The sequence below is a fragment of the Ruegeria sp. H8 genome, assembly GCF_056532905.1.
This window is the reverse complement of sequence record NZ_JBQFNY010000007.1, coordinates 21048-41571: the sequence shown is the minus strand read 5'-3', so window position 1 is coordinate 41571 and position 20524 is coordinate 21048. Positions and strand designations below refer to the sequence as shown.

General features: G+C 59.5%; 23 protein-coding genes. 12 read left to right on the top strand and 11 right to left on the bottom strand.

All coding sequences use genetic code 11. From position 1 onward, the window contains the following. Positions 1-7 precede the first annotated feature (7 nt). Positions 8-1447, bottom strand: coding sequence for an FAD-linked oxidase C-terminal domain-containing protein (locus ACR0A2_RS15745; protein WP_257599799.1), 1440 nt, complete (start codon positions 1445-1447; stop codon positions 8-10). A 79-nt stretch (positions 1448-1526) separates the two neighbouring features. Between ACR0A2_RS15745 and ACR0A2_RS15740 the strand changes: the two genes are divergently transcribed. Continuing rightward, entirely contained in the window at positions 1527-2237 is a 711-nt protein-coding gene (locus ACR0A2_RS15740) for a DUF599 domain-containing protein (RefSeq protein WP_480835993.1), read from the top strand. 35 nt (positions 2238-2272) lie between these two features. Continuing rightward, positions 2273-2620, top strand: coding sequence for a hypothetical protein (locus ACR0A2_RS15735; protein WP_480835991.1), 348 nt, complete (start codon positions 2273-2275; stop codon positions 2618-2620). A 3-nt stretch (positions 2621-2623) separates the two neighbouring features. Here the strand turns inward: ACR0A2_RS15735 and ACR0A2_RS15730 are convergent, their stop codons facing one another. The 4 genes from ACR0A2_RS15730 to ACR0A2_RS15715 all read right to left on the bottom strand — a co-directional run bounded on the left by ACR0A2_RS15730 (position 2624) and on the right by ACR0A2_RS15715 (position 5502). Further along, positions 2624-3109: a flavodoxin family protein gene (locus tag ACR0A2_RS15730; RefSeq protein ID WP_480835989.1), complete on the bottom strand. Its 486-nt coding sequence runs from the start codon at positions 3107-3109 to the stop codon at positions 2624-2626. Position 3110: 1 nt separating this feature from the next. Next, the gene (gene rlmH, locus ACR0A2_RS15725) at positions 3111-3581 is read right to left on the bottom strand and encodes a 23S rRNA (pseudouridine(1915)-N(3))-methyltransferase RlmH (RefSeq protein WP_480835987.1); all 471 of its coding nucleotides are present in this window, start codon (positions 3579-3581) and stop codon (positions 3111-3113) included. Between the two features lie 44 nt (positions 3582-3625). Continuing rightward, positions 3626-3985 (bottom strand): ribosome silencing factor, encoded by a 360-nt coding sequence (gene rsfS, locus ACR0A2_RS15720; protein WP_058276550.1) that lies wholly within the window; start codon positions 3983-3985, stop codon positions 3626-3628. Between the two features lie 164 nt (positions 3986-4149). After that, entirely contained in the window at positions 4150-5502 is a 1353-nt protein-coding gene (locus ACR0A2_RS15715; protein ID WP_171230251.1) for a mechanosensitive ion channel family protein, read from the bottom strand. Positions 5503-5605: 103 nt separating this feature from the next. Between ACR0A2_RS15715 and ACR0A2_RS15710 the strand changes: the two genes are divergently transcribed. From ACR0A2_RS15710 to leuD, 4 genes are read left to right on the top strand one after another with little or no spacing between them, the layout of a single operon-like run. Next, positions 5606-5713, top strand: a complete 108-nt coding sequence (locus ACR0A2_RS15710) for a hypothetical protein (protein ID WP_010438763.1) — start codon at positions 5606-5608, stop codon at positions 5711-5713. A 43-nt stretch (positions 5714-5756) separates the two neighbouring features. After that, on the top strand, positions 5757-7160 hold the full coding sequence (gene leuC / locus ACR0A2_RS15705) for a 3-isopropylmalate dehydratase large subunit (protein WP_480835985.1): 1404 nt from the start codon (positions 5757-5759) through the stop codon (positions 7158-7160). 37 nt (positions 7161-7197) lie between these two features. Continuing rightward, positions 7198-7752, top strand: a complete 555-nt coding sequence (locus tag ACR0A2_RS15700) for an HdeD family acid-resistance protein (RefSeq protein WP_152459722.1) — start codon at positions 7198-7200, stop codon at positions 7750-7752. 42 nt (positions 7753-7794) lie between these two features. Further along, complete coding sequence (gene leuD / locus ACR0A2_RS15695; RefSeq protein ID WP_171206408.1) at positions 7795-8400, top strand: 3-isopropylmalate dehydratase small subunit; 606 nt, start codon at positions 7795-7797, stop codon at positions 8398-8400. A 24-nt stretch (positions 8401-8424) separates the two neighbouring features. Here the strand turns inward: leuD and ACR0A2_RS15690 are convergent, their stop codons facing one another. Continuing rightward, the gene (locus ACR0A2_RS15690) at positions 8425-8628 is read right to left on the bottom strand and encodes a hypothetical protein (RefSeq protein ID WP_480835982.1); all 204 of its coding nucleotides are present in this window, start codon (positions 8626-8628) and stop codon (positions 8425-8427) included. A gap of 105 nt (positions 8629-8733) precedes the next feature. Between ACR0A2_RS15690 and ACR0A2_RS15685 the strand changes: the two genes are divergently transcribed. Together ACR0A2_RS15685 and ACR0A2_RS15680 are read left to right on the top strand one after the other, a co-directional pair. Beyond that, positions 8734-9564 carry a hypothetical protein gene (locus tag ACR0A2_RS15685; protein WP_152459720.1) on the top strand — a complete coding sequence of 277 codons (831 nt, stop codon included), beginning with the start codon at positions 8734-8736 and terminating at the stop codon, positions 9562-9564. Continuing rightward, the gene (locus ACR0A2_RS15680) at positions 9561-10589 is read left to right on the top strand and encodes an endonuclease/exonuclease/phosphatase family protein (protein WP_480835980.1); all 1029 of its coding nucleotides are present in this window, start codon (positions 9561-9563) and stop codon (positions 10587-10589) included. The genes ACR0A2_RS15685 and ACR0A2_RS15680 overlap by 4 nt, the downstream gene beginning before the upstream one ends. Here ACR0A2_RS15680 and ACR0A2_RS15675 read toward each other — a convergent pair. Continuing rightward, positions 10581-11489 (bottom strand): Rossmann-fold NAD(P)-binding domain-containing protein, encoded by a 909-nt coding sequence (locus ACR0A2_RS15675; RefSeq protein WP_480835978.1) that lies wholly within the window; start codon positions 11487-11489, stop codon positions 10581-10583. The genes ACR0A2_RS15680 and ACR0A2_RS15675 overlap by 9 nt on opposite strands. A gap of 84 nt (positions 11490-11573) precedes the next feature. Here ACR0A2_RS15675 and ACR0A2_RS15670 point away from each other — a divergent pair, with 84 nt between their 5' ends. Then, a complete protein-coding gene (locus ACR0A2_RS15670) occupies positions 11574-12467 on the top strand; it encodes a LysR family transcriptional regulator (RefSeq protein WP_152459717.1) in 894 nt (297 codons plus the stop codon). A gap of 3 nt (positions 12468-12470) precedes the next feature. Here ACR0A2_RS15670 and ACR0A2_RS15665 read toward each other — a convergent pair whose 3' ends face one another. Continuing rightward, positions 12471-12998: a redoxin domain-containing protein gene (locus ACR0A2_RS15665; protein WP_480447165.1), complete on the bottom strand. Its 528-nt coding sequence runs from the start codon at positions 12996-12998 to the stop codon at positions 12471-12473. A 91-nt stretch (positions 12999-13089) separates the two neighbouring features. On the opposite strand from ACR0A2_RS15665, the gene leuB reads away from it, so the two are divergent. Then, complete coding sequence (gene leuB, locus ACR0A2_RS15660) at positions 13090-14193, top strand: 3-isopropylmalate dehydrogenase (protein ID WP_171120093.1); 1104 nt, start codon at positions 13090-13092, stop codon at positions 14191-14193. 75 nt (positions 14194-14268) lie between these two features. On the opposite strand, the gene ACR0A2_RS15655 is transcribed toward leuB, so the two are convergent. After that, positions 14269-16443: a transglycosylase domain-containing protein gene (locus ACR0A2_RS15655; RefSeq protein WP_171171870.1), complete on the bottom strand. Its 2175-nt coding sequence runs from the start codon at positions 16441-16443 to the stop codon at positions 14269-14271. Positions 16444-16701: 258 nt separating this feature from the next. On the opposite strand from ACR0A2_RS15655, the gene ACR0A2_RS15650 reads away from it, so the two are divergent. Continuing rightward, positions 16702-17040: a P-II family nitrogen regulator gene (locus tag ACR0A2_RS15650; RefSeq protein WP_152459713.1), complete on the top strand. Its 339-nt coding sequence runs from the start codon at positions 16702-16704 to the stop codon at positions 17038-17040. A 33-nt stretch (positions 17041-17073) separates the two neighbouring features. Then, positions 17074-18396 (top strand): ammonium transporter, encoded by a 1323-nt coding sequence (locus tag ACR0A2_RS15645; RefSeq protein WP_171230246.1) that lies wholly within the window; start codon positions 17074-17076, stop codon positions 18394-18396. Positions 18397-18466: 70 nt separating this feature from the next. Here ACR0A2_RS15645 and ACR0A2_RS15640 read toward each other — a convergent pair whose 3' ends face one another. Both ACR0A2_RS15640 and sseA read right to left on the bottom strand, forming a co-directional pair. Continuing rightward, positions 18467-19651, bottom strand: a complete 1185-nt coding sequence (locus ACR0A2_RS15640) for an amino acid aminotransferase (protein ID WP_480447162.1) — start codon at positions 19649-19651, stop codon at positions 18467-18469. Beyond that, a complete protein-coding gene (gene sseA / locus ACR0A2_RS15635) occupies positions 19651-20505 on the bottom strand; it encodes a 3-mercaptopyruvate sulfurtransferase (protein WP_480835974.1) in 855 nt (284 codons plus the stop codon). Before sseA ends, ACR0A2_RS15640 begins: the two co-directional genes overlap by 1 nt. Positions 20506-20524 lie beyond the last annotated feature (19 nt).

Genomic DNA, 20524 nt, shown 5'->3' with positions numbered 1-20524 from the left:
AGCCCTCTTACTCCGCCGCAATGCGCCGCGCCCGAGACACATCCAATGGGAAAACTTTCGCAGGATTCAGCAGCCACTTGGGATCGAACACATCTTTGACCGCCATCTGCGCCTCAAGATCGACAGGGGCATACTGATGCGACATGAGATCCCTCTTCTCGATGCCAACGCCATGTTCACCGGTCAGACAACCGCCTTCGTCCACGCATAATTTCAGAATTTCGGCCCCGAATGCCTCGCATTTTTCCAGATCACCCGGTTTGTTGGCATCGAAGAGGATCAGCGGATGCATGTTCCCATCCCCTGCGTGAAATACGTTTCCAACAGGCAGCCCGAATTCTTCACTCAACTCGCCGATGCGGCGCAGCACCGTCGGCAGGGCCGACACCGGGATCGTACCGTCCAGGCACATGTAATCGTTCAACTGCCCCATGGCGCCGAAGGCCGATTTCCGACCAAGCCAGATTTTTGCGCTTTCTTCGGCCGACTGGCTTTCTCGCAGTTCGACCGGGTTGTGGCGTTTGGCGATCTCGATGATTTTCGATAGCTGATGGTCGATTTCCGCTTCAGACCCTTCCACTTCGACAATCAACAGCGCATGGCAGTCGGGGTATCCGGCATGCGCAAAGTTTTCGCATGCTTTTATGCACAGCGTGTCCATGAACTCGATCGCAACCGGCAGAATACCCGATTTGATAATGTCCGAGACACACCGGCCCGCCACTTCGTTGTCGTCGAACCCCATCAGAACCGGCCGCGCGCCTTCGGGTCTGCGCAGAACGCGCAGTGTTGCTTCGGTCACCACGCCCAACTGACCTTCCGAGCCGCAAATGACGCCCAAAAGGTCCAGACCGGGCGCATCCAGATGCGCGCCGCCGATTTCAACGACACTGCCATCCATCATCACCATGGTCACACCCAGAAGGTTGTTCGTTGTCACGCCATATTTCAGGCAATGTGCGCCACCTGAATTCATCGCGATATTGCCGGCAATGGCACATGCCAGTTGCGAGGACGGATCCGGCGCATAGAAGAAGTCTTCTTCCTCGACCGCACCGGTGACGCTCAGATTTGTGCGCCCCGTCTGCACCCTGATGAAACGGTTGTCATAGTCAACTTCCAGCACCTCATTCATCCGCGCGACGCCCAGAATGACGCAATCGGCCGTCGGCAACGCCCCGCCGGCCAGCGACGTACCCGCACCGCGCGGCACGACCGGCACGCCTTCTTCATGGCAAATGCGCAAAACGTCCGAGACTTCCTGCGTGCTCGACGGCAGCACGGCCAGCATCGGAGGGCATTTGTAAGCCGTCAGGGCATCGCATTCATAGGCTCGGGTTTCAACCGGATCATGGATAATTGCCGTATCTGGCAGAACCCGCGACAGCCGCGATACGATCGCGCCTTTCCGGTTCAGTACGTCCGGGCTTGGCTTTGGCATTTCCATGGCGTCCCTCCCTTTGGTAAAATAATATTACCAATTTACCGCACTGGCAAGTTCCGATCTCCGGTCGTACTGTCGCGCCATGACCTGGATCGAACGTGCCGCCCTGTTTTCCCCTCTGGATTATGCTGCCATGGCAATATTGCTGGGTGCGTGGCTGTGGATCGGATGGAAGATCGAACACCCGTCACCACAGAAGCCGTCCGTCGCCCTTGTGATGGATGGCTACCGCCGCGGCTGGATGCACGAAATGGTCACACGCCAGCCACGCATGTTCGACGCTCAGGTCGTGGCCGCCATGCGTCAAGGCAGTACCTTTTTCGCCTCAACCACGATGATTGCCATCGGGGGTGGCCTGGCCCTGTTGGGCAATACCGAGCGATTGGCCGGGGTGGCTACGGATCTTGCCATCGGCAGCGCTCCGGCGATGGTCTGGGAAATCAAGATACTTGTCGTCGTCCTGCTGCTGGCCAATGCTTTTCTGAAATACGTCTGGGCACATCGTCTTTTTGGCTACTGCGCCGTGTTGATGGCCTCGGTCCCCAACGACCCCGAAGACCCGAACGCCTATCCTCGGGCCGGTCAGGCGGCCGAGATCTGCGTGACCGCCGCCCGAAGCTTCAACCGTGGTCTCCGCGCCACCTATTTCGCCCTTGCTTCGCTGGCGTGGTTTCTTGGGCCGATGGCATTGGTGTTGGGCACGATGATCACATTCGGTGTCCTGTATCGCCGCGAGTTTGCATCGCATTCCCGCGCGATCCTCACGGCCCAAACGTCGAACACAGAGACGTGATCCCCAAGCGCAGCATTAAACCCTAGGTTCGAACCATGCGTTATCTGATTCTCTGCGCCCTTCTGGCTGCACCTGCCCTTGCCGACCCGCCGACAATCGAACAGGTCCGCGCCAGTGCCACCGGTGATACATGGCGGTTCGACGTGACGATCCGGCATCCCGATACAGGCTGGGATCATTACGCCGACGGCTGGCGCGTTCTGGACATGGACGGGAATGAACTGGGACTGCGGGTGCTGCACCACCCGCACGAGACAGAACAACCTTTTACCCGCTCGCTTGGCGGCGTGGTGATTCCGAAAAACGTTTCACAGGTGCAGATTCAGGCCCGGTGCAATGTGGATGGCTGGAACGAAGACACGACGTTGGTCGAACTGAACTGACCTTCAGAAAATCCCCATGGCCAGGCCCGCACCCAACGCGGCGCCGATCTCGCGACACCGATCCAGCTGATCTTCCGGAATGGTTTTTCGGGCCAGAATGGCCTCGGGCGTTTGCGCGTGCGTGCAGACAATCAGCGGCGACTGGACCTCTTTCAACCGCCATCCAGTGGCGATCCGTGCGATCTGGCGGGCTGCATTCTCTCCGTCCGACCCGGCGCAAATCATCTGCGCATAGGGGCGACCCTCGATCTGTCCCAGAACTGGGTAATAACAGCGGTCGAAGAATTCCTTCATCAAGCCAGAGATCGCCGCCAGATTCTCTGGCGCGCAGAAGATGTAGCCGTCGGCGGCCAGCACATCCTCCGGCCCCGCCTGATCCGCAGGTATGATCTCAACCTCGTTCTCTGCCCGTGCCGATTCAGCCGCCGCTTCGGCCATCTGCCGGGCACCACCTGTGCGCGAATGGTAAACGATCAGAAGCTGCGCCATGTCAGACCCGGTGATAGGGGCCACCTGACAGAATGGTCGCGGCCCGATACAGTTGCTCGGCCAGCATCACACGGACCAGCATATGAGGCCAGACCATCGACCCGAACGAGATGGAAAAGTCGGCTTCGGCCCGCAAAGCAGGGTCTATTCCGTCGGCCCCGCCGATGACCAGCGCCAGATCCTGCCGCCCCGCATCGCGCCAACTACCCAGTTTCCCGGCAAAATCGGGCGAGGACATCACGCGCCCGCGTTCGTCCAGCGTACAGATCACCGCGCCCTTGGGCAGCGCCTTGCGCAGCAACGCGGCTTCGGCCCCCATGCCTGCGTTTTTCTTGTCCTCGACCTCGATCAACCGCGCGGGACCAAGGCCCAGGCCACGGCCGGTCCGGTCAAAGCGGGTCAGATAATCATCAAGCAGGGACTTCTCCGGTCCGGCGCGCAATCGCCCGACCGCAACTATGCTGATACGCATATCTCTCTCGCCTCCGGCCCCTCAATACGGGCCGGGATGGCGCCTCAGTTCGCCGAGGCGCTGCCGCCCTGGGGCAGCCACATCTTTTCCAGCTGGTAGAATTCGCGCACTTCGGGGCGGAAGATATGGACGATCACGTCGCCCGTATCGATCAGCACCCAATCGCCGGCATCCTTGCCTTCGACCTTCGAGGTGAAACCGAATTCCTGCTTGATGCGATCCGTCAGCTTTTCCGCCATGGCCGAGACCTGACGGGTCGACCGACCCGAAGCAATGACCATGTGATCCGCGACAGACGACTTGCCTTGCAGGTTGATCTGCACGACGTCTTCGGCCTTGTCATCGGAAAGTGAGGAAAGGATACGCTCAAGCAGCTTGTCGCTGATTGACTGAGAGTGGGCCATTACACGGGACCCGTCTTCGGCAGGCAAACCCGCCTGTGTATGTAGTGACAGGACATAGTCCTCCTTTGCTGCGCGCCGTGAAACCCCGGCGCCGGGGTACTAATAAGGTAACAAGAGGAATGCAACATTTCAATGAAAGCGCGTCCGGCCCCGCGCAGGGTTGATCACTCTTCTGCGATTTGTTGCATGTTTGCGTTTTCCGACAAAAGCCGAACCTCGCGCTGCGGGAAGGGAATCGAGATGCCTTCATCCTGAAACGCATCCCACAGCGCAAGATAGACATTGCCCCTGATATTGGTCAGCCCTTTGGTCGGATCGCTGATCCAGAACCGCAGAACGTAATCCACGCTGCTGTCGCCAAAACCGGTGATATGGCAAACCGGTTCATGTTTTCCGCCACTCAATACGCGGGTCACTGCCTTTACAGCCCGGATCGCCGTTGCCCGCACTTTGTGGGGGTCATCCTCATAGCTGGTGCCGAAATCCAGATCCAACCGCACGAATTTGTCGGAATGCGACCAGTTCACCACCTGGTTGGTAATCAGGTCCTCGTTCGGGATCAGGTATTCCCGCCCGTCCCGCGTGACAACCGAGACATAGCGTGCGCCCAGCGCATTGATCCAACCGAACGTATCGCCCAGCGAGATCACATCGCCTGGCTTGATCGACCGATCCATCAGGATAATGATCCCCGATATGAGGTTCGACACCACTTTTTGCAGGCCGAACCCGATGCCCACGCCGATCGCGCCCGACAACAGCGCAATGCCGGTCAGATCGAAGCCCAGCGTGCGGATCGCAGCCAGAAAGACCGCGCCATACAGCAGCACCTGAATTCCCTTGGCCAACAACACCTGCATGGACGGGGTGATGTCGTCATTGCTCTGCAATCCACGCTCGGCCGCGCGGGTGCCGATGCGGGCCAGCGTCAACAGGACTCCGATCAGCAGGATGGCCTTGAGAATGCCCAGCAAGGAAATATGCAGGTCACCGACGGAAATCGCGACCCCATCGAGGAATTCGGCCACGTCATCCGTCAGATTCAACGCAACAAGCGTTGCATAGACCCACATTGCCCACTTGAATATCCGTCGCAGCGTCCGGTTGCGGACAAGCCTCGCCACCAGTGCAATCGCCAGCCACGCAGTTGCCAGAGTTGCAATGATCCCAATGAGATAACTGCGCGACGGCCAGGTGACATGCTGCATAACCTGATACAAGAGCCAGGACAGCAGCACGAAATAGACCAGTGTCAGCCGCTGCATCAGCTGTACCATGGTGCGAAGCCGCCATTTCGGCCATCCGGTGCGGGCGCGCGTCCAGGCATCCCATCGCGGCTGTGTCAGAACTTTCAGAAGGAAAGCCAGCGCCCAAATGAAAAGGATGATGACCAACTGATACTGCCGCCAGCCCGGCGTAACCACCAACTCGACCAGTTCTTGAAGCTCGGAAGAGAACCCCGCGACCATGTTGTTGTAAAGGTCTGTCAGCGAGCTGGGGATCAGGTCTTGGTTCATACGCGCCTCCTGCACGGCAGCTTGGACAGCAATGCTAGGCGATGCAAGTCTGACACCGGTATTGAACCTTGATTGCAGCAAAGGCGCGGTATATCTGAACCGCATGAGACTCAATGTGGCCCAAGAACAGAATCTGGAAGACCGCGCGCGTCTGCGCGAACGGTTCTTTGGGGCTGCCCGCACGGTCCTGGCGCGCCTACCCGTCGCCTGAGCCAACTCGCCAGCTATTTCTCATTACATACGGGAGAGGACACATGTCCCCCAAAACACTCTATGACAAGATCTGGGATGCCCATGTCGCGCACGAAGCCGATGATGGAACCTGCCTGCTGTATATCGACCGCCATCTGGTCCACGAGGTCACCAGCCCGCAGGCGTTCGAAGGCCTGCGCATGGCGGGCCGCAAGGTGCGCGCCCCAGAAAAGACTATTGCCGTGCCGGACCACAACGTTCCGACCACACCGGACCGGGTGAACGGGATCGAAAACCCCGAATCGCGCATTCAGGTCGAAGCGCTGGACAAGAACGCCCGGGATTTCGGCATTCACTATTACCCGGTGAATGACGTCCGTCAGGGCATCGTGCACATCGTCGGCCCCGAACAAGGCTGGACCCTGCCGGGCATGACCGTCGTCTGCGGCGACAGCCATACCGCCACCCATGGCGCATTCGGCGCATTGGCCCATGGCATCGGTACGTCCGAGGTCGAACACGTTCTGGCCACGCAGACCCTGATCCAGAAGAAATCCAAGAACATGAAGGTGGAAATCACCGGCAAATTGCAGCCGGGCGTGACCGCCAAGGATATCACCCTGGCCGTGATCGGCGAAACCGGCACCGCCGGCGGCACCGGCTATGTCATCGAGTATTGCGGTGAAGCCATCCGCAACCTGTCGATGGAAGGCCGCATGACCGTCTGCAACATGGCCATCGAAGGCGGCGCACGCGCAGGGCTGATCGCACCGGATGAAACCACGTTCGAATATGTCAAAGGCCGTCCGCATGCGCCGAAAGGTGCGCAGTGGGAAGCGGCTTTGGCATGGTGGAAGACGCTCTACACTGATGAAGATGCGCATTTCGACAAGGTTGTCACGATTCGTGGCGAAGACATCGCGCCTGTCGTCACCTGGGGCACCAGCCCCGAGGATGTTCTGCCGATCACGGCAACCGTGCCGCACCCCGAGGATTTCGAAGGCGGCAAGGTCGAGGCGGCCCGCCGGTCAATCGAGTATATGGGTCTGAAAGCCGGTCAGAAGCTGAGCGATGTCGAGATTGACACCGTCTTTATCGGGTCCTGCACCAACGGACGTATTGAAGACCTGCGTGCCGCGGCCGAGATCCTGAAAGGCAAGAAGATCAAGGACGGTATGCGCGCCATGGTCGTGCCGGGTTCGGGGCTGGTCCGCGCCCAAGCCGAAGAAGAAGGCCTGGCCGACATCTTCAAAGAGGCCGGGTTCGAATGGCGTCTGGCAGGCTGTTCGATGTGCCTGGCGATGAACCCCGACCAGTTGCAACCGGGCGAACGCTGTGCCGCGACCTCGAACCGCAACTTCGAAGGCCGTCAGGGCCGGGGCGGGCGCACACATCTGCTGAGCCCGGCAATGGCTGCCGCAGCGGCAATCACGGGACGGCTGACAGACGTCCGTGAATTGATGTAAGGTGCCCTCATATCTAGATATTTGAGGGATTGAACAAATGAGTGACTGGGTCAAATGGCTCCTGCTGGGGCTTCTATCAATTGCGTTCGGCGTCTTTGCGCTGGGCAATGCGATTGCGGCTTCGCTTGCCGTAACGGTCGTAACCGGTGCGCTGCTGCTGATTGCAGGCGCGATGCAGGTGGTCGGCGGTTTCACCGTCGAAGGCACAGGCAACAAGATTCTGTCACTTATCATGGGTGCGGTCATGCTGTTCCTGGGCTGGTCCTTTCTGGATCATCCGCTTCAGGGAACACTGACGCTGGCAACCGTGATGCTGATCCTGTTCATGGCAGGTGGCATCGCGCGGGTCATTCTGTCGTTCCAGATGAAAGGAACACAGTTTTTCTGGCCCACGATGATCTCGGGCATCTTGTCTATCATCCTCGCAGGTATCATCTGGTCTTATGCAAGCAGCGAACCCGCCGCTTTGCTGAGCCTTCTGGGTATCCTGCTGGGCATCGAGATGCTGTTCAACGGGTTCGGATTGGTGTTCATGGCGTTCTTCGTCAAGAACGCACCCAAGGACGAAACAACAGAAGCGAAAGAAGCTTAATCGCGGGATACGGGCGCGGCCCTCTCCTGCAGGAGTGCAGACATGGAAAAGTTTGAAAAAGTCCACGGGGTGGCCGCCCCGATGCCACTGATCAATATCGATACCGATATGATCATTCCCAAAGTGCATCTGAAAACCATCAAACGGTCCGGCCTTGGCGTCGTGCTGTTTGATGAAATGCGCTATCATGATGACGGGCAGGAAAACGAAGAGTTCGTCCTGAACAAACCCGCCTATCGCGAGGCCGAAATTCTGGTCGCCGGCGACAATTTCGGCTGCGGCTCGTCGCGCGAACACGCACCCTGGGCGATCAAGGATTTCGGCATCAAGGTCGTGATCTCGACCAGCTTTGCCGACATCTTTTTCAACAACTGCTTCAAGAACGGCATCCTGCCGATCGTGGTCGAGGAAGAACACCACGCGATCCTGATGGAAGACGCACATAAGGGTGAGAACGCCCGCATGACCGTGCACCTGGAAGATCAGCAGATCACCACTTCGGATGGGGTCGTGATCGAATTCGACATCGATCCGCACCGCAAGCACTGTCTGCTGAACGGTCTGGACGATATCGGTCTGACAATGGAGAAAGACCACCACATCGACAAATTCGAGGATCACGCAAGTCAGGCCCGCCCCTGGGTGTAAGGCCTTAGCCGATTCTTTGGATACTCAACCTAACGGGGTCGCCAAGGCGGCTCCGTTCTCATTCTTGGGGTTGAATTTACCAGAACCACAACATCTTGGTCTCATATTGAGATACACGTCGGATTTGCGTCGAAAATGATGCAATCCCGCACCAGTTGCGCCATCATTTTGCCCGAAATCACGTGTTTTCTGCACCCTGTCTTGAGCGAAATGCCGCTTATCGTCCATGTTGGCGCTAAAGAGGCATCCGTCAAAAAACTCGAGACGATGGGCACAAGTTGGAATGTAAGTCGGCGAAGATCGACTTATCCGGTTTGAAAAAGGGTTCGGATAGTGATTGCGCGCACAACAGGGGCGGCGATACGCGGAATACTTGTGGCACTGATGGTGCTGACACCCGCGTTGTACCTGCCTGTATCATCGACGAACGGGACCGAGATTCTGGTCTTCCTCGCGATTCTCGCGTTCATCCTGACATTCGCCGAGTACAATTCCGCCTTTCCCAGCTTTATTGAATTTCGCGATGCGCCGCCGGTGAACCGTCTGCGGTTTGTCGGGCTGATGTCGATGGTCACCTTTCTGACCCTGGTTTGCAAAAACGCCTATGAGCCGACTGAGCTGACCGCGTTCGCCTACACCGCGGGTCTGGCCGTCGCGAATGTCGCGGACTTTCCCTATTCCCCGGTTCGGTTGATCGTGCTGATGCTGCCCTTGGATGCGGGCCAGCCGTTGATCGAATTGGTTCGGATCGCAGCCAGTGTGGCCTATGTGGCCGCCTTGGTCACCGTCGCCAGCTTTGCCTATGCGGTCAAAGTGCGTGGCTGGCCCACGGGCAATGGCGCCTTCAACGTGTGGACCAATCTACCGTTGTTTGATCCGACCAAGGGCGGCGATGTCGTTACCCGTCTGCAACGCGATGGCCGCCTGAATATCTGCATTGGCGTTCTGCTTCCCTTCCTCATTCCGGCTGTAATCAAGCTCATGAGCAGCGTCGTCGCCCCGATCTCGCTGAGCAATCCGCAAACGTTGATCTGGACAATGTGCGCCTGGGCCTTCCTGCCCGCCAGCATGATCATGCGCGGCATGGCGACGCTTCGCATCGCGGGTCTGATCGTGGAAAAGCGCCGTGCCTATTCGACAAGCGAGACAACGCAAGCCGCATGATCCGTGCCCTTGTTCTGCTGCTGCTGCCTTTATCGGTGCAGGCAGAGGTTTATCGCATCTCCACCTACAACACTGAACTCAGCAGAAACGGCCCCGGCCTGCTGCTGCGCGACATCCAGCGGGATGATGCGCAGGTTGAAGCCGTTGTCGAGGTCATTGCCGCTGCGCGACCTGATGTCATTGCCCTGCAAGGCATCGACTGGGATCTCGAAGGCGCAGCCCTGAGCGCCCTGTCCGAGAAACTGCGCGAGGCAGGCCTGGATTTCCCCTATCACTTTTCCGCCCAACCAAATGCTGGGCTGGAAACGCCGCTGGATCTGGACGGTGATGGCAAAACGCAAGGCCCCGGAGACGCGCAGGGCTGGGGGAAGTTCACCGGCCACGGAGGGGTGGCGGTGTTGTCCCGTTTCGAAATCATGACCGATGACGTTCAGGATTACACCGATCTGCGGTGGAAAGACCTGCCTGGGGCTGCTTTGCCACGCAGGGATGGGCTCCCCTTCCCGTCTGAAGCTGCGCACGACATTCAGCGCCTGCCCTCGACCGTGCATTGGGTGCTTCCGATCGAAACCCCGCAGGGGCGATTCAGCCTGATGACCTTTCACGCTGCCCCACCGGTTTTTGACGGACCCGAGGATCGCAACGGTCTGCGCAACAGGGATGAGATTCGCCTGTGGTCGGTTTTGTTGAATGGCGGTCTGGGGCCAGTTCCTCAAGGCCCCTTCGTGATAGCAGCGGACGCCAATCTCGACCCGACCCGCGGAGAAGGCCACAAGCAGGCCATTCGCGCGCTTTTGACCGATCCCAAGGTGCAGGACCCGATGCCAAAGGACCCATCGGGGTCATCAGCAACGGTCGAATGGAAAGCCACCGGGGAAATGCGCGTTGACTACGTGTTGCCGTCCAGTGATCTGCAAATCTCGGAAACCGGCATTGTCTGGCCCGTAGAAGGTGACATGCTGTACGACAGTGCCCGACTTGCCAGCAGGCATCGACTGGTCTGGGTTGACATAATCCTACCCTAGAACCTCGCCCCTGTTCCCGGTTGTTGACGATGAAGCGGCACGTTGGGGCGGAATGGCGGAACGCAAGGCATCCTCCAGGTTCGTTTCAGAAAACGAGGCCAGCAATTCATTCATATAGCCGCCATCCAATTGATGCGGCACGTGCCAGAGGTACCGCATCTCGATCAAATGAGGGGCCATGCGCCAGAACGGGCGGGCCAATTGCAGAGGCCACCATTTCATGCGCCGCACTGCAACCGGCCGGCCGGTGACTTGCGAAAGCGATTGAGCCATCTGCGTCCCGGTCAAAGTGTACCCTTCAAATGGAACATCGCAAAAACGGGGAAGGTCTTGCCGCATCTCAGCCAGCGCGACGGCGGCGCGGGCCAGATCAGGCAGAAAGGCCCACGCATGCGGTGCGTCCGGATCACCGGGATAAACGAACTGACCACGCGAAAGACGCTTGATCATGACCTGATCGAACCAGTTTCCGGATGCATTGGTGTCGATGAAATCCCCGGCGCGCAAAAGGATGGTGCGCACGGTTGACGCGCGATAGGCCTCTTCCATCTCGATCCGAACCCGGCCCAGAGGGTTGCTGGCCTGATGCGGAGTCCCGCCCGACCATGGGCCCGGCGTATTTCCACCAAATACGTAGACATTGCCCGGTACGATCACGGTCGCCCCCGTATCTGAGGCCGCATCTATCACCCGTTTGGTCAGTACCGGCACATCGCGTGCCCAATCGGGATAGGGCGGGTTCCATCCGTTCACGATGACGTCCACGCCGCGCGCCGCCTGTGACAGCGAATCAGACCTGCGGTCAAATTCTGTCACGTCCCAGCCCGCGCGCCTGAACGCCAGGGCTGCATTGCGTCCAAAACGACCTGTTGCGCCCAGTACCAGTGCAGATTGTGCCATGTTTGCCTCCTGACTGAGATCAATCTAGCCATTCACTTCGCGCAAGGAATTGCCGCAATTCGCAGAACGTGTATTCATTTCTGAATGGATAAAGCTCTGACACATGCAGATTGGTCTCTGATCCAATGCTTTCTGGCCGTGGCCGAGACGGGATCGCTGTCTGCCGCCGCACGACATCTCAATCGTAGTCAGCCCACTTTGGGGCGACAGGTCCAAAACCTCGAGGATGAGCTGGGTGTCTCTCTTTTCGATCGCCACGCGCGTGGTCTGAAGCTCAGCGAAGCGGGTTCACAGCTTTTGCCGATGGCCCAGCAGATGCACAGCGCCATGACCGCGTTCAGCCTTGCCGCCGCGGGGCAATCGCAACAGCTTGAAGGTTCGGTGCGCATCACCGCATCCGTCTTTGCCTCGCATCACTTGCTGCCACCGATACTGGCGTCCATCCGCAAGCAGGAGCCCACGATCCAGCTGGAACTGGTGGCCACTGACACCACCGAGAATCTGCTCTATCGCGAGGCGGATATCGCTGTGCGGATGTATCGCCCGGCGCAGGTGGATCTCATTTCCCGCTATCTCGGGGATGTGCCGCTGTGCTTTTGTGCGGCAAAGTCCTATCTGGATCGGAAGGGGCGCCCCAAGACACCCGAAGAACTGTTTACGCATGATCTGGTAGGGTTTGACGCGAACCAGGAGATCATCAAAGCCATGCGTGAAAAGGGGTGGCCTGCCAGCCGCGACAGTTTCGCCACCCGCTGTGACCTGCAAAGCGCCTATTGGGAACTGATCCGGGCGGGCTGTGGCATAGGCTTCAGCCAGGTACAGGTTGCCCAAGCCGACCCCGACGTGGAAATCCTGCCGCTGGATGTGGACATCCCGATTCTACCCGTGTGGCTGGCCGCACCTCAGGCCATGCGCCAGACCCCGCGCATCCGCAGAGTCTGGGATTTGTTGGCAGAAGGGCTCAAAGCCGCTCTTTGAGGGTCAAAGCGGGCCGGTATAAGTTCCACGCGCGGGATAGTTGTTGCCCAATGTGAATTTCAATCCACCCGCAATATCCGACATGGACGGGCGACCGAAAGGCGTGGTCTGTTGCCACGCATAGTACAGCGTCCGGTCGGGTGCCACGTAGAAGTGCCCCGGCTCTGCGAACAAGTCCGGTTCGGCGCTGCCTTCGCGCTTGGTCGAGATGTTAAGGCCCCAATCATCCCGCGCGGCGGACAGGGGAAGGCTGTGGCCCACACGCAGGCGCGACGCTCCGGCTTTTTCGGCGGTTTCCGCCGCGCGCTCAGCTGTATCGGTGGTGATCATGATGACCTCGACGCCCAGCGCCGCGAAATCATCCAGCGCCGCTTCGACCTCGGCCATCTGCTTGATGCAGATCGGGCAATGCAGCCCGCGATATTGAATCACCAGCGTCCCGTTTTCGCCCTTGTCCGCGTCAAGATCGAAGCTGCCATGGGCAACAGTTTCGATTTTCAGCGCAGGAACCGGATTTCCAGGAGTCAGCATGTGTTTTCCTTCTGTTTTGGCAGGTTCGTCTCATTGACCCGATGCAACGCAGACGCTAGGCCCTGTGCAACAAAACGCAAGGAGACCCTTCATGTCCAACCCTTCGCTCCTTATCCTGCCCGGAGACGGAATTGGCCCGGAAGTCATGGCCGAAGTGCGCAGAATCATCGATTGGTTCGGCGCCAATCGCGGTCTTCAATTTGACGTGAGCGAGGACCTGGTCGGCGGTGCCGCCTATGACGCCCACGGCAAGCCTCTGTCCGATGAGACGATGGCCAAGGCGCAAGAGGTCGACGCGGTTCTGCTGGGCGCTGTCGGCGGTCCGAAATACGACGATCTGGATTTCAGCCTGAAGCCCGAGCGCGGCCTGCTGCGCCTGCGCAAGGAAATGGACCTGTATTCGAACCTGCGCCCGGCCCAGTGCTTTGACGCGCTGGCTGACTTCTCGTCGCTGAAGAAAGACATCGTTGCCGGTCTGGATATCATGATCGTGCGCGAACTGACCTCGGGCGTTTATTTCGGTGAACCACGCGGCATCTTCGAGGAAGGCAATGAACGCGTCGGCATCAACACCCAGCGTTACACCGAATCCGAGATTGAACGCGCCGCACGCTCGGCCTTTGAACTGGCGATGCGCCGGAACAAAAAGCTGTGCTCGATGGAAAAAGCCAACGTGATGGAATCGGGCATCCTGTGGCGCGAAGTGGTCAACCGCGTTTCCGCTGACTACCCCGAAGTTGAGCTGAGCCATATGTACGCCGACAACGGTGCCATGCAGCTGGTGCGCGCGCCGAAACAGTTCGACGTGATCCTGACCGACAACCTGTTCGGTGACATCCTGTCCGACTGCGCCGCGATGCTGACCGGGTCTCTGGGTATGCTGCCGTCGGCGTCGCTGGGCGCACCGATGGCCAATGGACGCCCCAAGGCGATGTACGAGCCCGTACACGGATCTGCCCCCGATATCGCGGGTCAGGGCAAAGCCAACCCGATCGCCTGCATTCTCAGCTTTGCGATGGCTCTGCGCTACAGCTTTGATCAGGGCGAGGAAGCGGATCGGCTGGAAGCTGCGATCGAGAAGGTTCTGGCCGACGGCGTTCGCACCGGCGACCTGCTTGCGGATGAGGGCGTTCAGCCCGTCTCGACCAGCGAAATGGGCGACGCGATCCTATCTGCATTGGACGCAAGCGTCTAAGTAACGAAAGTAAGAAATAACAAAAGGCGGTGCACCGGGCACCGCCTTTTTTTGTTTTGGCGTTTCGAGATTGCTTTAGTTGCCGCCGAAAATGTTCTTCAGCAGATTGTTGATGTCATTGGCAAAACCTCCGCGCTTTCGGCGGGGCTGCGGCTGGGCAACCTGAACCGGTGGTTCCGGCGCCATCATCGGCAAGGGCGTGGGCGTCATGCCCTCGGTCACGCGCAGCATGGTTTCTTTCCAGATCTCGGCCGGCAAGCCACCACCGGTCACGCCGGACAAGGGCGTGTTGTCATCATACCCCATCCAGACCCCGGTCACATAATCCGCCGTGAACCCGATGAACCACGCATCGCGCGCGGCTTGGGTCGTGCCGGTCTTGCCCGCCACCTGCCAGCCGGGCAATTTGGCCCGCCCGCCGGTTCCTTCAGAGACCACGCGCTCCATCATCCAGGTCAGTTGTTTGGCAGCCTTTTCATTGATCACCCTCTCGCCAATACCGGTCGTCGTGACCATGACGGGTGTTTCGTCGCCCAGCAGCTTCAGTTCGGTCAGCCCATAAGGTTCAACCTGTGACCCACCATTCAGGATGCCTGCATAAGCCCCGGTCATCTCGATCAACGTGCTTTCAGATGCACCAAGCGCCAGCGCAGGCCCCTGTGCCAGGTCGCTGGCAATCCCAAAGCCGCTGGCCACCGTCCGAACATTGTCCAGGCCGGAAATCTCGGCCACTTTCACCGCCGGTATGTTCAGCGAGTTTTTCAGCGCATCCGCCAAGGTCACCCGCCCATAATACTTGTTGGTGTAGTTCTTGGGGCACCACTGGCCCGACCCCGGAATATCGACGCAATAGGGTTCATCCATTACCGTATCCAGCGGCGAATATCCAAGTTCCAGCGCGGTGGCATAGACGAATGGCTTGAACGATGATCCCGTCTGTCGCAACGCCTGCGTCGCCCGGTTGAACGCGCCAGAAACGCGTGTCTTGCGCCCACCAACCATCGCGCGCACCGCACCGTCGGCCGACATCACCACAATGGCCGCCTGTGCCTTTGATCCTTCGCGCACTTTTTCCTGAAAGATGAACTTCAGCGCCTCTTCCGCAGAGGTCTGAATGCGCTGATCCAAGGTTGTCCGGATCACCACATCTTCGGTCGTGTTGCGGGTAAAGAACTCGGGCCCGCTGGCCATGACCCAATCTGCAAAATACCCCCCGGCCCGCGCAGCCGCCGCCTCGGACAGTTGGGCCGGGCGCGCCCGCGCTTCGCTGGCCTGCGCAGCGGTCAGATAGCCCTGATCCTCCATCAGACCGATTACAAGGCGGGCCCGGTCCTGCGACCGTTGCAGATTGTTCGTCGGCGCATAGCGTGTGGGCGCAACCAACAGCCCGGCCAACATCGCTGCCTCGGCTGGCGAGACTTCGGCGGCGGACTTGCCAAAGTACCGCTGGCTTGCGGCCTCGAACCCGCGCGCGCCTGCACCAAGGAAAGCCCGGTTCAGGTAGATCGTCAGAACCTCATCCTTGGAGTATTTCACCTCCATCGCCATTGCATAAATGGCCTCTTTGGCCTTGCGCCACAGCGATCCCTGACGGCAATCGGCTTCATAGGCGGCCTCTGATTCCCATTCAGTCGGATCATAAGGCACGCCCAGACACAGCAGTTTGGCCGTTTGCTGCGTTATGGTTGACCCGCCATGCCCGGACAACGGGCCGCGCCCTTCACTCAGGTTGATGCGCACGGCGCTTGCCACACCGCGCGGGCTGACCCCGAAATGGCGATAGAACCGTTTGTCCTCGGTCGCGATGACGGCGTTTTTCAGATGCGGCGACACCGTATCAGCAGTGATCACCCCGCCAAACTGGTCGCCCCGCCAGGCAAACACTTTGCCGTCGCGGTCCAGCAGCGTGACAGACCCGCGCGCACGGCCGTCCAACAAGGCATCCAACTCAGGCAACGAGGAATAGACGACACCCACCGCCAGGGCGATCAGGATGGCCACGACCGCTCCGACCCGCCAGGTCAGACCCCAGACCATGCGCCAGACCCAACGGAAGAAACGACGCAAGATGCCGCCGCCTTTGCCCCCCGATCTTTTGCGCGTCTTTTTGCGCGCAGTTTTGCGTGAGGTGGTTTTGCGAGCCGTCGCCTTCTTGCCCGCCGGGCGCTTGGATGCCGACGGTTTACGACCCTTTGACGGGTACCTTTTATCCGCAACCAATTTCGGCTTGCGTCGCTTGGACTCAGTCATGCTCAAACTCTGCCCGGGTTTTCTTTTGCGCCACCATACCCCGGTGATCTGAGTATGTAGAGGTCCGAATTTCCGAAATTTCCCCTCACAATACTGCCTATTATTTAATCAGCGTGCCTATTTTGTGCAAATAATGTGCAACTTTTCGCCGTTTGGCGATCCTTTGGCCCTCAAGAGCCGTTTCTTACCACGATCAGTCGCGCATTTTTCTGCAGGTGCAAACAAACCGGTTCCACCGGAGAACCAGAGGGGAAAGACGTGAAACTGATCATTGCGACAATCAAGCCGTTCAAGCTGGAGGAGGTGCGCGAAGCACTGACCGAGGCCGGCGTGCGCGGCATGATGGTGACCGAGATCAAGGGCTTCGGCTCGCAATCCGGCCACACCGAAATCTATCGGGGGGCCGAATACGCGGTGAACTTCGTGCCCAAGATCAAGCTGGAAATCGTGGTGCCTGCCGCGATGACCGACCAGATCGTCGAGACCATCACCAAAACCGCCAAGACCGGAAAGATCGGCGACGGCAAGATTTTCGTCCTCGATGTCGAGCAGGCGCTGCGCGTGCGGACCGGGGAAACCAACGAAGAGGCGCTGTAAGCGCCGCGACCGACAATCATTCGAGGACTGAACATGAACCTGATGAAATCTCTCATTCCTGCCGCGGCGATCGTCGCGCTGCCGCAGATGGGCCTGGCGCAAGAGGCCACCGGCGAGACTGCGCAGCATACGCAATACATCCTGACTTCGCTGTTGTTTCTGGTCGGCGGTTTTCTGGTATTCTGGATGGCCGCGGGCTTTGCCATGCTCGAAGCCGGCCTGGTGCGTTCCAAGAACGTTGCCATGCAGCTGATCAAGAACATGGGCCTGTTTTCCTTTGCAGCCATCATGTATTGGCTGGTGGGCTTCAACCTGATGTATCCGGGCGACGGCTGGACCATCACCGGCATTCTGGGCGCGTTCTCGCCAACCTCACTGGAACCGGTTGGTCTAGCAGGTGTCGAAACCGACCTGTCATATGCGTCCGTCGGATCGGACTTCTTCTTCCAGCTGATGTTCTGCGCCACCACCGCGTCCATTGTATCGGGCACCATGGCCGAGCGCGTCAAACTGTGGCCCTTCTTCTTTTTCGTGATCGTCCTGACAGGCATCATCTACCCGATCGAAGCGTCCTGGCAGTGGGGTGGCGGCTGGTTGTCCGAGATGGGCTTCAGCGACTTCGCCGGTTCGACCCTGGTTCACGCCGCAGGTGGCTTCGCAGCTCTGGCCGGTGCCATCGTACTGGGCCCGCGCATCGGTAAATACAACAAGGAAGGCAAAGTTGTGCCTATCCCCGGCTCGAACCTGGCGCTGGCAACCCTGGGGACGTTCATCCTGTGGCTGGGTTGGTTCGGCTTCAACGGCGGCTCGCAGCTGGCCATGGGCACGATCGGTGACATGGCCGACATCAGCCGTATCTTCGCCAACACCAACATGGCCGCCGCCGCCGGTGCCGTCGCCGCCCTGATCCTGACACAGGTGATGTATGGCAAGGTCGACCTGACCATGGTTCTGAACGGCGCGCTGGCCGGGCTGGTCTCGATCACCGCCGAACCGCTGGCACCGTCGCTGTTCCAGGCGCTGATCATCGGCGGCATCGGCGGCGTGATCGTGGTCTACACCGTGCCGCTGCTGGACAAGATGAAGATTGATGACGTGGTCGGCGCCATCCCGGTTCACCTGATCGCAGGCTTCTGGGGCACCTTCATCGTGGCATGGACCAACGGTGATGCGTCCTTCGTGACCCAGATCATCGGCTTCGCAGCCATCGGGATCTTCGTCTTCGTGGTCAGCTTCATCCTGTTCTCGATCCTCAAGGCCACCGTCGGCCTGCGGGTGGGCGAGGAAGAAGAGATCAACGGGCTCGACATGGGCGAACTGGGCATGGAAGCCTATCCCGAATTCTCGAAAGGCTGAGCCCACCTCCACCCAAACAAGAAACCCGGGCACGAATGCCCGGGTTTTTTTGTTTGGCAATGCCTGAAAATCAGACGCCGACGTCGACAATCGCCTGTGCAAGGATCGGAACGGTGTTGGCGTTCAGACCGGCGATGTTGAGGCGGCTGTCGCCAACCATGTAGATGCCGTGTTCAACGCGCAGCTTCTCGACCAACTCCGGGGCCGCACCCAAGCGCGAGAACATGCCGCGGTGCTGGGCGATGAAACCAAAGCGGTCCGAGCCGCTCAGACGCTGGAGTTCGTCGGCCAGTTGGCGACGCAGGCCCAGCATCGACAGGCGCACCTCTTCCAGTTCTGCCATCCAGTCGGCGCGCAGGGCTTCGTCCATCAGGATCGTGGTCACAACACGTGCGCCGTGGTCGGGCGGAAAGGAATAATTCTGGCGGTTCAGGAATGCCAATGTACCCTGGTTCAAAGCGGTCTGCCCGGCATCGGCGCTGATGGCCATCAGCAAACCGGTGCGTTCGCGATACACGCCGAAATTCTTCGAGCATGACGCCGCTATCAGGCATTCCTTGACCGAAGACGCGACCAGACGTGTTGCTTGCGCATCCTCTTCCAGACCGTCGCCGAAGCCTTGATAGGCGATGTCGATCATCGCAACGAGGCCAAGTGCGTTGATCAGGTTCACGACCTCCTGCCATTGAACCATGTTGAGGTTGGCGCCGGTCGGGTTGTGGCAGCAACCGTGCAGCAGAACCACGTCACCCGCCTTGGCGGTCTTCAGGTCTTCGATCATGCCGTCGAAATCGACGCCACGTGTGTCACCATCGAAATAGCGGTATGGAACCGTCTCGATCCCCAGGTAGTTCAGGATCGACAAGTGGTTCGGCCATGTCGGGTTCGACACGAAGACGCGGGCCGACGGGTTGGCCATACGGATCATCTCGAAGGCCTGACGGCAGGCGCCGGTGCCGCCCGGTGTCGCCACGGCGGCGATGTTGCCGCGTTGAACCGAGGTGCCGAGGATCAGCCCGATCATCGCATCCGCATAGGCCGGGTCGCCGGCCAGCCCGGTATAGGCTTTGGTTTCCTGCTCTTCCCAGACGCGCTGCTCGGCCGCTTTGACGGCGCGCATGACCGGGGTGATACCTTCCGCGTTTTTGTAGACGCCAACGCCCAGGTCGATCTTCTGATCACGCGGGTCTTCGCGGTACATCTGCATCAGCGCCAGGATCTTGTCGGCAGGCTGCGGTTTCAGGTTCTCGAACATCAGGTCTCTCCGGTTGCGACGGGCAGGGTCGGGAAGGCGCCCCATTCAGCCCATGAGCCGTCATAAAGCGAGTGGTCTTTCTTGCCCATGCGTTCAAGCGCAAGGCTGAGGATCGCGGCGGTCACGCCAGACCCGCACGAGGTGATCGCCGGTTTCGACAGATCGACGCCCCCGGCCTCGAATATGGCGCGGCACTCTTCCGGCGACTTCATGGTACCATTGGCGTTCAGCAACTGGCCAAAGGGGACATTGCGTGAACCCGGAATATGCCCCGAGCGCAGCCCCTCGCGCGGTTCGGCCTCGGCCCCGGAAAACCGGCTGGCAGAGCGGGCGTCGATGATCTCATGATCACCCAGCTTGGCGGCGGCGGAAACTTGCGTGACATCCCGAACAAGCTGATTTTGCACCCGGACGGTCATATGACGATCACGGATGACTGGCGGCAGGTCTTCGACCTCGCGCCCTTCCGCCTGCCATTTGGGGAATCCACCATCCAGAACTGCGATGTTTTCCTGCCCCATCAGACGGAACAGCCACCAGACGCGCGCAGCCGACATCAGCCCAGCACCATCGTAAACCACGACTTGATGACCGTCGCCCACACCCATCGCCCGCAGGCGCGACATGAATTTCTCGGCCGGAGGCGCCATATGCGGCAAGTCGGAACGGTGGTCTGATATCTCGTCTATGTCAAAGAACCGCGCCCCGGGGATGTGGCCTGCGTCATATTCCGCCCGTGCATCACGATTTTGCGCGGGCAAGTACCACGACCCGTCCAGAATCCGCAGATCCGGATCCTTCATATGCGCGGCCAGCCATTCGGTGGATACGACGGTTTTTGGATCGTCCTGCATCAAAGCCTCCCCTAAGCGC